A 12888-nucleotide genomic window follows, 5' to 3' on the forward strand; every position below is an offset into this window, starting at 1 on the left:
GTGCGGACTCCATACTCGGGGTTCGAGTGCGAGACCCGATGGGGGTGGGGTGTGAGAGCGATTCGAGCGGCCGTGGTGACGGTGGCGCTGCCGGTCGCCTTGGTTCTGGGCGGGTGCACCTCCCAGGGATCGGACGACGCCCCCGCGACGCCCGGCGCGAGTGGCACCGTGCCCACGGTGTCGGCGGAGCCCAGCCCGGGCGAGACCCCGAGCCCGGGCCAGACCCGGAGCCCGAGCCCGAGCCCGACACCCACCACCCCCACCCCGACAGGCTCACAGGCCCCCGCGCCCGGCGAGACCCTCCTCAGGGTCACCCGCAGCGGCGGCTTCGCCGGCCGGACGAGCAGCCTGATCATCAAGGGCGACGGCTCGTTCACCCGGTTCGACGCGAAGGCGAAGCAGACCGGCACCGGCCGGCTCTCGGCGGCGGAGCTCACCGCCCTGCGCACCGCCCTCCGGGAAGCGGACTTCGCCCACCTGCCCCGGGTGGCGACGAGCGGCGGCACGGTCTTCGACGGGTTCACGTACGCCTTCGTGCACGGCGGCTACGAGGTGACCACCGCCGACGGGTCCATCCCTCCGGGCCTGACGGCGGTCCTGGGCGCACTGCCCCCGTTCGAGTAGAGCCCCCGAAAAACGGAGCTAGGCCGCCCCCGTCACCGTGATCCCCCGCAGCAGCCGGTCCAGGAAGCCGCGCAGCCGCCCCGGCATGTCCACGCTCTCCGGGGCGAGCGCCCACTGGATCTGCAGCCCGTCCATGACGGCGAGGATCTCCCGCCTCGCAGTCGGTGTCCGGCCGCAGCTCACCCCGCGCGATGCCCGCCTCCAGGAGTTCGACGGTGTACCCGAGGACCCGGGCGTAGCGCTGCTTGAAGTACTCGTGCGCCGGGTGGCCGGGATTGCCGGACTCGCCGGCCAGGGTGTTGAACATCCGGACGATGCCGGGCCGCCGGGTGTTGTCCGCGGCGAGGGCGACGACGGTGGCGCAGTGCGCGGCGACCGACTCGGCCGGCTCGCTCCGCCGGCGCCTTCTCCGCCTGGCCCGAGGCGCTCGGCCTCGCGGCCATCGGCGACCCCGAGCTGGTGTTCGCGTTCGCCGACACCGTCCGCCGGGAGTACCTCGCCGTCGGCTTCCGGGTCGCCCTGCACCCGCAGATCGACCTGGCCACCGAACCCCGCTGGGCCCGCCAGACCGGCACCTTCGGCTCGGACGCCACACTCACGGGCGAGCTGGTCCAGGCGTACGTTCGCGGCCTCCAGGGCCCGGTTCTGGGCCCGGAGTCCGTCTCGGCGATGGTCAAGCACTTCCCGGGCGGCGGCCCCCAGAAGGACGGCGAGGATCCGCACTTCGCGCACGGCAGGGAGCAGGTGTACCCGGGCGGGATGCGCGAGCACCACCTGGAGCCGTTCAAGGCGGCCGTCGCGGCCGGCTGCGCGCAGATGATGCCGTACTACGGCCAGCCGATGGGCACGGACTGGGAGGAGGTCGGCTTCGGCTTCAACAAGGGCGTGGTCACCGGCTTGCTCCGCGAGGAGCTGGGCTTCGACGGCATCGTCTGCACCGACTGGGGCCTGCTCAACGACGCGGCGATCTTCGGCGAGGTGCACCCGGCGCGCGCCTGGGGCCTGGAGCACCTGACGGTCGCCGAACGCGCGTCCCGCGCCCTGGACGCCGGCTGCGACCAGTTCGGCGGCGAGCAGTGCCCGGAGGTCGTCGTGGAGCTGGTCCGCTCCGGCCGGGTCACCGAGGACCGGATCGACGCGTCCGTGCGCCGGCTGCTGCGCGAGAAGTTCGTTCTCGGCCTTTTCGAGGACCCGTACGTCGACCCGGACGCGGCGGCCGAGACGGTGGGCCGGGCCGATTTCACGGCCCTGGGAGCCGCGGCCCAGCGCCGCTCCCTCACCGTCCTCACCAACCCCGGGGGCCTGCTCCCGCTGACCGCCGCGCGGCCGAAGCTGTACGTCAGGAACGTGGACGAGGCCGTCGCCGCCGCGTACGGCGAGCTCGTGGCCGACCCGGCCGCGGCCGACCTGGCGATCCTGCGCCTGCGCACCCCGTACGAACCCCGCGAGAACATCTTCGAGTCCTATTTCCACTCGGGCTCGCTGGCCTTCCCCGAGCCGGAGCTGGCGGAGATCCTCGCCCTCCTCGACACCGTCCCCACCCTGGTCTGCATCAACCTGGAGCGGGCCGCCGTCATCCCCGAGATCGCCGAGCGCGCGGCCGCGCTGATCGCCGATTACGGAGCGTCCGACGCCGCGCTGCTCGACGTGTCGTTCGGCACATCCGTCCCGGAGGGCCGCCTCCCCTTCGAGCTCCCCCGCTCCATGGCGGCCGTCGCGGCCTCGCGCCCGGATGTGCCGAACGACACGGAAAACCCGGTCTTCCCGCACGGTCACGGGCTGAAGCTCTGATTCCGCTTAGCGCGAAGACTCGCTGAACCTCTGACTCCACATACTGCGGGGCACCTGACGGCCCCGCATATGCCGGGTGCCCGTTCCGTGGGGGGACGGGCACCCGGCATACCTCACTCTCCGCAGCCACTCCTGTCCGAACCCCGCATAGCCGCAGGCCGGTGCCTCCTCTACGCTGCACCCCATCACGCGGGATCTTCAGGGGCGGGACATGGAACAGACACACACCACCCACAACGGCGCCGCGGCCACCCCAGGTGCCCAGCGGCGCGTGCTCGTGGTCGAGGACGACCGCACCATCGCCGACGCCATCTCGGCCCGGCTGCGCGCCGAGGGCTTCCAGGTGCAGACGGCGTACGACGGCCCGGCCGCCGTGGCGGCGGCCGAGAGCTGGCTGCCCGAGCTGCTGGTGCTGGACGTCATGCTGCCCGGGTTCGACGGGCTGGAGGTCTGCCGGCGGGTCCAGGCGCAGCGGCCGGTCCCCGTACTTATGCTCACCGCCCGGGACGACGAGACCGACATGCTGGTCGGGCTCGGGGTCGGCGCGGACGACTACATGACCAAGCCGTTCTCGATGCGCGAGCTGGCCGCACGGGTCCACGTACTCCTCAGACGGGTGGAACGGGCCACGCTGGCCGCGCACGCCCCGCGCGGGGCCACCCTGCGCCTGGGCGATCTGGAGATCGACCACGCGCAGCGACGGGTCCGGGTGCAGACGGAGGACGTGCACCTGACGCCGACCGAGTTCGACCTGCTGGTGTGCCTGGCGGGGACGCCGCGCGCGGTGCTCTCCCGGGAGCAGCTGCTGGCCGAGGTGTGGGACTGGGCCGACGCGTCCGGGACCCGTACGGTCGACAGCCACATCAAGGCCCTGCGCCGGAAGATCGGCGCGGAGCGGATCCGTACGGTCCACGGCGTCGGGTACGCCCTGGAGACCCCGGCCCAGGCGTGACCGGCCGGCCTCCGGGGACCGGGCTGCGACCGTTCTCGCCGTTCTCGATCAAGACCAAGCTCGGCACGCTCGTCGTGGTGTCGGTCTTCATCACCACGGGCCTGCTGCTGGTGGCCCTGCGCACCGACACCGAGCTGCGGTTCATCACGGTCTTCTCGGTGATCGCCTCGATGCTGATCACCCAGTTCGTGGCGCACAGCCTGACGGCGCCGCTGGACGACATGACGACGGTGGCCCGGGCGATATCCCACGGGGACTACACCCGCCGGGTACGCGGGGCGGGCCGCCGGGACGAGCTGGGCGACCTGGCCTCGACCATCAACCTGATGGCGGACGACCTGGAGGCGGTGGACCGGCACCGCAAGGAGCTCGTCGCCAACGTCTCGCACGAGCTGCGCACGCCCATCGCGGCGCTGCGCGCGGTGCTGGAGAACGTGGTGGACGGGGTCTCGGCCGCCGATCCGGAGACCATGCGCACGATGCTGAAGCAGACCGAGCGCCTGGGCGGGCTGGTGGGGACCCTGCTCGACCTGTCCCGGGTGGACAACGGGGTGGTGCCGCTGAAGGCCCGCCGCTTCGAGGTGTGGCCGTACCTGTCGGGGGTGCTGAAGGAGTCGGGGCTGGCGGCCGCCGGACGGCCGGGCCTGGCCTCCGGCTCGGGCGGGCACACCCGCAACGACGTCCACCTGCACCTGGACGTGTTCCCGCCCGAGCTGACGGCGTACGCGGATGCCGAGCGGCTGCACCAGGTGGTGGCGAACCTGATCGACAACGCGGTCAAGCACAGCCCCCCGCACGGCCGGGTCACGGTCCACGCCCGGGCCGGGGACGCCCCCGGGAGCCTGGCCGTGGAGGTACGGGACGAAGGTCCCGGAATCCCGGCGGAGGAGCGGCACCGGGTCTTCGAGCGGTTCAACCGGGGCAGCGCCAACAGCGGGGACGGCGGTACCGGACTGGGCCTGGCGATCGCCCGCTGGGCCGTCGAACTGCACGGCGGGCGCATCGGTGTGGCCGAATCGTCACGGGGCTGCCGAATCCTTGTCACCCTTCCAGGCAGCTCGCAGGTGTCGGGTTGACGTAGGGTTCGAGTGGGAAGGACATGATCTCGGCCACATGCGCCGGGGTCCGTCAGGGGTGCGAAGCCAAGGGGGCCGCAACCTCGGTACCCCCTACCCGAACCACGCCTTTTTCCCGCCATTCCAGGTGGTGAAACCCGCCGTTCGATGTGACCTACGCGACGGAAGTCCCGCCCGGTCTGCATCTCACGGTCTGGGAGGCGTAGCCTTTATTCCCGCTGTCCATACCTTGTGAAGCGGAAGAGGGCGGTTGCCGCCGTGTCGCCACAGTCCCCCAGTAACTCGAGCACCACGACCGAAGCAGCAGAGGGCGGGAAGAACCCTGCCTCAGGCTTCGGCGCGAATGAGTGGCTCGTCGACGAGATCTATCAGCAGTACCTCCAGGACCCGAGCTCGGTCGACCGGGCCTGGTGGGACTTCTTCGCCGACTACAAGCCGGGGGGCGCTGTCGCTCCGGTGAAGCCGGACTCCCCGGAGAAGCCCGCGACGACAGATGGCGCCTCCGCACAGGCCGCCACTCCCGCCGCCAAGGCCCCGCAGGCCGCCGACGCCGCCGCCACGGGGGCGGCGCGCGCCGCGACTGCCCCGCCGACCGCCGCGCCCACGCCTGTGTCAGCTCCTGCCCCTGCTCCTGCCACCCCCTCTGGTGCCCCTGCTGTGACTGTCACCTCCCAGGCCCCGGCCGCCGCACCGGCCGCGTCTGCCCCTCAGGCCCCGGCTCCGGCCGCCGCCGCTCCCGTAGCCGCCCAGAAGGCCGCGCCCCCCGCTGGGGCCCCCGCGGGCCCCGAGCTGGTGACGCTCCGCGGCCCGGCCGCCGCGGTCGCCAAGAACATGAACGCCTCCCTCGACGTCCCGACGGCCACGTCCGTCCGCGCCGTCCCGGTGAAGCTGCTGTTCGACAACCGCATCGTCATCAACAACCACCTGAAGCGCGCCCGGGGCGGGAAGATCTCCTTCACCCACCTCATCGGCTACGCGATGGTGCAGGCCATCAAGGCCATGCCGACCATGAACTACTCCTTCGCGGAGAAGGACGGCAAGCCGACCCTGGTCAAGCCGGAGCACATCAACTTCGGTCTCGCGATCGACCTGGTGAAGCCCAACGGCGACCGCCAGCTCGTCGTCGCCGGCATCAAGAAGGCCGAGACCCTCAACTTCTTCGAGTTCTGGCAGGCGTACGAGGACATCGTCCGCCGCGCCCGCGTCGGCAAGCTGACGATGGACGACTTCACCGGCGTCACCGTCTCGCTGACCAACCCCGGCGGCCTGGGCACCGTCCACTCCGTGCCCCGCCTGATGCCCGGACAGTCGGTCATCATGGGCGTCGGCTCCATGGACTACCCCGCCGAGTTCCAGGGCACCTCCCAGGACACCCTGAACAAGCTGGGCATCTCCAAGGTCATGACCCTGACCTCGACCTACGACCACCGGGTCATCCAGGGCGCGGCCTCCGGCGAGTTCCTGCGCATCGTCGCGAACCTGCTGCTCGGCGAGAGCGGCTTCTACGACGCCGTCTTCGAGTCGCTGCGCATCCCGTACGAGCCCGTCCGCTGGAACCGCGACATCGACGCCTCGCACGACGACGACGTCACCAAGGCCGCCCGCGTCTTCGAGCTGATCCACTCCTACCGGGTCCGCGGCCACGTCATGGCCGACACCGACCCGCTGGAGTACAAGCAGCGCAAGCACCCCGACCTCGACATCACCGAGCACGGCCTCACCCTGTGGGACCTGGAGCGCGAGTTCGCGGTCGGCGGCTTCTCCGGCAAGTCGATGATGAAGCTCCGCGACATCCTCGGCGTGCTGCGCGACTCGTACTGCCGCACCACCGGCGTCGAGTTCATGCACATCCAGGACCCGAAGCAGCGCCGCTGGATCCAGGACCGCATCGAGCGCCCGCACTCCAAGCCGGAGCGCGAGGAGCAGCTGCGCATCCTGCGCCGCCTGAACGCGGCGGAGGCCTTCGAGACCTTCCTGCAGACGAAGTACGTCGGCCAGAAGCGCTTCTCCCTGGAGGGCGGCGAGTCCGTCATCCCGCTGCTCGACGCCGTCATCGACTCGGCCGCCGAGGCCCGCCTCGAAGAGGTCGTCATCGGCATGGCCCACCGCGGCCGCCTGAACGTCCTGGCGAACATCGTCGGCAAGTCGTACGCGCAGATCTTCCGCGAGTTCGAGGGCAACCTCGACCCGAAGTCCATGCACGGCTCCGGCGACGTCAAGTACCACCTGGGCGCCGAGGGCACCTTCACCGGCCTGGACGGCGAGCAGATCAAGGTCTCGCTCGTCGCGAACCCCTCGCACCTGGAGGCGGTCGACCCGGTCCTGGAGGGTGTCGCCCGCGCCAAGCAGGACGTCATCAACAAGGGCGGTACGGACTTCACCGTCCTGCCCCTCGCCCTGCACGGCGACGCGGCCTTCGCCGGCCAGGGTGTGGTCGCCGAAACGCTGAACATGTCGCAGCTGCGCGGCTACCGCACGGGCGGCACCGTGCACGTGGTCATCAACAACCAGGTCGGCTTCACCGCCGCCCCGGAGTCCTCGCGTTCCTCGATGTACGCGACCGACGTGGCCCGCATGATCGAGGCGCCGATCTTCCACGTGAACGGTGACGATCCGGAGGCCGTGGTCCGCATCGCGCGGCTCGCCTTCGAGTTCCGCCAGGCGTTCAACAAGGACGTGGTCATCGACCTCATCTGCTACCGCCGCCGCGGCCACAACGAGTCCGACAACCCGGCGTTCACGCAGCCGCTGATGTACGACCTGATCGACAAGAAGCGCTCGGTGCGCAAGCTGTACACCGAGTCCCTCATCGGTCGCGGCGACATCACCCTGGAAGAGGCCGAGCAGGCGCTCCAGGACTTCCAGGGCCAGCTGGAGAAGGTCTTCGCGGAGGTCCGCGAGGCCGCGACGCAGCCCGCGATCGCCCCGCCGGTCCCGGTCGCCCCGGCGAACTTCCCGGTCCCGGTGAACACCGCGATCTCCCCGGAGGTCGTCAAGCGGATCGCCGAGGCCCAGGTCAACATCCCGGACACGGTCACCGTCCACCCGCGTCTGCTGCCGCAGCTCCAGCGCCGCGCGGCGATGATCGACGAGGGCACCATCGACTGGGGCATGGGCGAGACCCTCGCCTTCGGCTCGCTGCTGATGGAGGGCACCCCGGTCCGGCTCTCCGGCCAGGACTCCCGCCGCGGCACCTTCGGCCAGCGCCACGCGGTCCTCATCGACCGGGAGACCGGCGAGGACTACACCCCGCTGCTGTACCTGTCGGACGACCAGGCCCGCTACAACGTCTACGACTCGCTGCTCTCCGAGTACGCGGCCATGGGCTTCGAGTACGGCTACTCGCTGGCCCGCCCGGACGCGCTGGTCCTCTGGGAGGCCCAGTTCGGTGACTTCGTCAACGGCGCGCAGACCGTCGTCGACGAGTTCATCTCCTCGGCGGAGCAGAAGTGGGGCCAGACGTCCGGCGTCACGCTCCTCCTCCCGCACGGCTACGAGGGCCAGGGCCCGGACCACTCGTCCGCGCGTCCCGAGCGCTTCCTCCAGATGTGCGCGCAGGACAACATGACGGTCGCGATGCCGACCCTGCCGTCGAACTACTTCCACCTGCTGCGCTGGCAGGTCCACAACCCGCACCACAAGCCGCTCATCGTCTTCACCCCGAAGTCGATGCTGCGTCTGAAGGCGGCGGCGTCGAAGGCGGAGGAGTTCACGACGGGCTCCTTCCGCCCGGTCATCGGCGACTCGACCGTGGACCCGAACGCGGTCCGCAAGGTCGTCTTCTGCGCCGGCAAGGTCTACTACGACCTGGAGGCCGAGCGGGAGAAGCGCGGCATCACGGACGCTGCGGCTCGCGAAACGGCCATTATCCGCATCGAGCGGCTGTACCCGCTGCCGGGTGCGGAGCTCCAGGCGGAGATCGCCAAGTTCCCGAACGCGGCGAAGTACATCTGGGCGCAGGAGGAGCCGGCGAACCAGGGTGCGTGGCCGTTCATCGCGCTGAACCTGATCGACCACCTCGACCTGGCGGTCGGCGCGGACATCCCGGCGGGCGAGCGCCTGCGGCGCATCTCGCGGCCGCACGGTTCCTCCCCGGCGGTGGGCTCCGCGAAGCGCCACCAGGCGGAGCAGCAGCTCCTGCTGAACGAGGTCTTCGAGGCCTGATCGCCTCGCTGGCTCAGCACATGACGGAAGGCCCGGCCCCCTGGGGGACCGGGCCTTCCGGCTTCCGGGCCCCGCCCGGCGGCCAATCCAGCCCCGCCGGCGTTTGAGGCGCGGGGTCCGGGGCGGAGCCCCGGAACGCCCGGGCGCAGCCCGGGCCCGCTCGCGCGGCGCCGCCCGCCCGCCCGCACCCGGACCGGATCCGTCCCGCCCGGCCAGGGCTACGGCTGGGGCTCGAAGTCCCAGTACGGGCGCATGCGCTGCTTCGCCGAGACGGTGTGGAGGTGTTGCGGGCCGAGGGTGCGGGTGAGGCCCTTGATGCCCGCGTCCTCGTGTTTGCCCGCCTCCGCGTCCTCCCGGACCGACCTCAGGTCCGCGGCGAGGGCGATCTGGGCGCTCAGGACCATCGGGTGGTCCGGGCCCAGGACCTGCTCGGCGGTGCGCAGGGTTCCCCGGCTGAGGGCGAGCGCGTCGTCCAGGCGGCCCGTGATGTTGCGGTGGCCGGTGGCGTTCAGGGCGCAGCCCAGGGTCCACGGGTGGCGGTCGCCGAGCGCGCCCCGCATGCCCACCAGGGCTTGTTCGGCCAGGCTCAGGGCTTCCGCGCGCTCGCCCTGGGCGCGCAGTACCAGCCCCAGGTTGCCGACCGTGCCGATGCTGTACGGGTGGGCCAGCCCCAGCTGCGACTGGTAGCCGCGGATCACGTGCTCGGAGATCCGGCGGGCCTCGCCGATGTCCCCGTACTCGCGCAGATAGGTGGCGTAGTCGGAGGCGACCATCAGGGTCCACGGGTAGTCGACGCCGAGGACCCGGGTGGCACGCTCCCACACCGTGCGCAGGCGCAGCCCCGCGCCCGGGATGTCCCCCGAGCGGCGCAGGCACATGCCGAGGTTGTGCTCGGCGCGCAGGGTCTGCGGGTGGTCCGGGCCCAGGACCTGGGTGTTGAGCTTGACGCCCTGTTCCTGCCGGGTCTGGGCCTCCCGGTAGCGGCCCATCAGCCGCAGGCCCATCGCGCAGGCGATGCCGGAGGACAGCGTGGAGATGTGGTGGGCACGCAGTACGCGCTCGCGGCGGCGCATGGTGTCCAGGTCGAGGTCGTAGGCGTCCTGGTAGCGGCCCAGCAGCCGGTAGGTGGCGGCCAGGTTGTTCTGGGCGTTGAGGGTGGTGGAGTCGTCCTCGCCGAGCAGCTCCCGGTAGGTGGCCAGGCCGCGTTCGAAGAGCTCCCGGGCCGGTTCGAACTTGGCGATGCACAGCAGCACCCCGCCGTACGCGGCGCTCGCGCGCAGGGTCTCCAGGTCGCGTTCGCCGCGCTCCGCGGTGAGCCGGTCGGCAACGGTCTTGGTCAGCGTCTCGGCGCGGCGGAACAGCCCGAGATTGCGCAGCGCCCCGCCGTACTGGTACCCGAGCTCGCGGACATTGGGATGGTCCTCGCCGAGCATGGACCGCCAGGTCTGGTCCGTCGCCTCGCACAGCCGCAGGCAGGTGCGGTACTCCCCGGCGAGGATCAGATAGCGCAGGCACTGCAACAGGAAGGTCTGGATACGGGGGTTGGTGCTGGTGAGGACCCCGGCGCTCTCCAGGTGCGGGATCAGCTCGGCGTACCGGGACCAGAGCCGGGAGTCGGAGGGCCGGCCGGGGTCGGCGGCCGCGAGGACCTGCCGGACCGCGCGGGACAGCTGCACGGCTTCGTCCTCGTCGAGGTTCTCGCGGACGATGTTGTGGACCATGCTGTGCAGCTGGACGGTCTCCAGCCCGCCGCCGCCCTCCTCCACCGACAGGTCGGAGTACTCCAGGCGGACCACGGAGAACTGCACGAGCTTGTTGAGGGCCGCGTTCCACCGGATCTGGTCGTTGATGAGCCCGGCGAGGTGCTCGGGCACGTCGTCGGCGGGGAACTCGCGCAGCAGCCGCAGCGGGACCCGGCCGGGCGCGAAGAACACGAACAGCCGTAGCAGCGCGAGGGCGTCGGGGAAGTTCTCCCGTACGTTGTTCAGGAGTATCGCCAGCGCGGTCGGGAAGGGCAGCGGGTAGTCCTCGGAGAGGGTGACGGCCTCGTGGGAGTCCAGCCGCCGCCGGAGCAGGGACAGGTAGTCGCCGACGCTCAGCGGTGAGTCGGCGAGCCAGCCGGCGGTCTGGTCGAGGGCGAGCGGGTAGTCCTCCAGGGCCTCGGCGAGCAGGTCGGCCTCCCCGCCGGTGAGCCGCAGGGCCCGGCGGCGGATGAAGGTGACCGACTCGGGCCGGGCGTAGAGCGGGACTTCGACCAGGCTGGTCTGCCGGGCGGCCCATTCCCGGTTGCGGGAGGTGATGATCACATCGCCGGCCCCGGCGGGCAGCAGGTCGGTGAGGTCGTCGGGGTTGTCGCAGCCGTCGAAGACCACCAGCCAGCGGCTGTACGGGGATCCGCGCCGCAGCGCCTCCAGGACGGCCCGGATCTGCTCGCCGTAGCTGCCGGCGCCGCGCGGCAGGCCGAGCGCGGGGGCCAGGTCGGCGAGCCGTTCGCGCAGGGTGGGCCGGTCCTCGGCGGGGACCCACCACACCACGTCGTACTCGGAGGCGAACCGGTAGGCGTACTCGGTGGCGACCTGGGTCTTGCCCACCCCGGACAGTCCGAGCAGGGTGACGGTCGAGGCGCCGGGCGGGGCCTCGGTGAGAGCGTCGCGCAGTGTTCCGATGACGTCGTTGCGGCCGGTGAAGCGCGGGTTGCGGCGCGGTACCCGGCCCCAGATCTCCGGCGGGTCGTTGGGGAAGCGGGGGCCGCGGCGGCCGGTCTCGGTGCCGATCCGGTCGGTGGGCAGCTCCAGCCGGCGCAGCACCCGGTACTCCGCCTCGTAGGCGTCCAGGCCCCACAGGTCGGTCTTCTCCAGGGCGGCGACGGCGCTGGGCAGGGGTGCGTCGGTGAGGCAGACGGCGGCGAACCGGCCGGGGTGGCTGTCGGTGACGGTGCGCAGGGCTGCGTTCCACTCCTCGTCGGTGTGCGTGCCCGCGGAGAAGTAGCGTTCGCTGAGGACGAGCACGACCCGGCCGCCGCCGCGGGCGAGGTCGTCGAGGGACTGGGCGACGCCGGGGCCGTTCTGCGGGTCCCACCGCTGGAGGGTGACGCGGTGGCCGTGCTCCTCCAGACGGTGGGCGATCCACACGGCCCAGGGCCGGTTGAAGCCCGCGAAGCTGATGACGAAGCGCTGCGGCTGTGCGGCTCCGTCGCGGTCCTGACGACTAACGGTACCGGTCATGCGGCCGTCTCCCTGGGCTCCCGGCAGTGGACGGGGTTGAAAAGGTATCGCAGCGGACGGGCCGTCAACCTTGTGCGAACGCAGCGAGTTCGGGGTGGGCCGCGCACCAGGCACGCCGCTCGCGCTCCAGGGCCCGGCGGGCGGTGGCGTACTGGTCCCCGGGCGGCGGCAGTTCGTCCATGGCCCGCTCGGCGGCGGTCATCGCGTCAGTGAACTCCCGTCCTGCGGAGGTGAGTTCGGGCTGCGACCGGATGACGGGCAGGGCGGCGGCCACCTGCGCCCGGATCCGGGCGTGCTGGGCCCAGGCGCCCCGGGCGCCGTAGAGCGCGGCGCGCTGCCAGTAGCCGGCCAGGGCCAGGTGGGCGTACGCGCCGTGCAGGAGCCCCTCCAGCGGGCGGGGGTCGCGGCGCCAGGGGGCCCAGTGCCGGGCGGTGCGGTTGGCGGTGTGCAGGGTGAGGATGTCGGCGAGGGCAGCCAGCTTGCCGTGCTGGACCTCGTGGACGAGGGTGGCGGCCAGCGCGGGCGGGGCCTGTGCCCGGACCAGCACGGAGCCGGCGGCCGCGGGCAGGGTGGCGCCGCTGGAGCGGGAGCCTCCGGCGAGCGGGACGACGGAGCGCAGCAGCTGGGCCGTCTCGGCCGCGCGGGTGGCGTCGTAGCGGTCGAGGAGGGTGAAGGCGGCGGCCCACTGGATGTCCCACCGCTTGTGCCCCTTGGGGGTGAGGCGGCGGGCGGGGCGGACGGTGGCGGTGTGGCCGCCGGGGGCCCGGTACGGGTCGAGGTCGTCGAGGGCGGTGCGGCCGCCGGGGAGGGTGTGGAGGGGCAGTGCGTCGACGGTGTCGGTGTCGATGTCCCAGGACCGCTCGTCGAGGGTGAGCGGGCCGGGGCGGGACGGGCGCAGCAGCCCGAGGGTGGGCAGCACGAGCCGGCCGTGCACGGGCCGCACGGTGGCCTTGAAGGTGATCCCGGCGCGCAGCGCGGCGGCGGCGGAGAGCGCCCCGAGGTGGCCGAGGTCGGGGGCGGGCCCGTACGGCGCGTGCAGCCGGCGCAGGGTCTCCTC

The 12888-nt window shown here is 72.1% G+C and carries 7 protein-coding genes and 1 pseudogene; 6 read left to right on the forward strand and 2 right to left on the reverse strand.

Annotated features, from left to right (window positions below):
* Positions 1–51: 51 nt before the first annotated feature.
* The 6 genes and pseudogenes from J7I97_RS36460 to J7I97_RS36480 all read left to right on the forward strand — a co-directional run bounded on the left by J7I97_RS36460 (position 52) and on the right by J7I97_RS36480 (position 8607).
* Positions 52–624 carry a hypothetical protein gene (locus tag J7I97_RS36460; protein ID WP_214944273.1) on the forward strand — a complete coding sequence of 191 codons (573 nt, stop codon included), beginning with the start codon at positions 52–54 and terminating at the stop codon, positions 622–624.
* A 420-nt stretch (positions 625–1044) separates the two neighbouring features.
* Positions 1045–1773, forward strand: a pseudogene (locus tag J7I97_RS40555) (glycoside hydrolase family 3 protein); the annotation flags it as partial.
* Positions 1774–2007: 234 nt separating this feature from the next.
* Positions 2008–2415: a glycoside hydrolase family 3 C-terminal domain-containing protein gene (locus J7I97_RS40560; RefSeq protein ID WP_374195542.1), complete on the forward strand. Its 408-nt coding sequence runs from the start codon at positions 2008–2010 to the stop codon at positions 2413–2415.
* A 211-nt stretch (positions 2416–2626) separates the two neighbouring features.
* A complete protein-coding gene (locus J7I97_RS36470; protein ID WP_214944275.1) occupies positions 2627–3367 on the forward strand; it encodes a response regulator transcription factor in 741 nt (246 codons plus the stop codon).
* Positions 3364–4443 (forward strand): HAMP domain-containing sensor histidine kinase, encoded by a 1080-nt coding sequence (locus J7I97_RS36475; RefSeq protein WP_214944277.1) that lies wholly within the window; start codon positions 3364–3366, stop codon positions 4441–4443. The genes J7I97_RS36470 and J7I97_RS36475 overlap by 4 nt, the downstream gene beginning before the upstream one ends.
* A gap of 258 nt (positions 4444–4701) precedes the next feature.
* On the forward strand, positions 4702–8607 hold the full coding sequence (locus J7I97_RS36480) for a multifunctional oxoglutarate decarboxylase/oxoglutarate dehydrogenase thiamine pyrophosphate-binding subunit/dihydrolipoyllysine-residue succinyltransferase subunit (protein WP_214944279.1): 3906 nt from the start codon (positions 4702–4704) through the stop codon (positions 8605–8607).
* A gap of 218 nt (positions 8608–8825) precedes the next feature.
* Here the strand turns inward: J7I97_RS36480 and fxsT are convergent, their stop codons facing one another.
* Together fxsT and J7I97_RS36490 are read right to left on the reverse strand one after the other, a co-directional pair.
* The gene (gene fxsT, locus J7I97_RS36485) at positions 8826–11831 is read right to left on the reverse strand and encodes an FxSxx-COOH system tetratricopeptide repeat protein (protein WP_214944282.1); all 3006 of its coding nucleotides are present in this window, start codon (positions 11829–11831) and stop codon (positions 8826–8828) included.
* A gap of 64 nt (positions 11832–11895) precedes the next feature.
* Positions 11896–12888: HEXXH motif-containing putative peptide modification protein (locus J7I97_RS36490; protein WP_214944283.1), on the reverse strand; the 993-nt coding region annotated here is incomplete at its 5' end.

The organism is Streptomyces sp. ISL-87, from assembly GCF_018614095.1.
GTDB lineage: Bacteria > Actinomycetota > Actinomycetes > Streptomycetales > Streptomycetaceae > Streptomyces.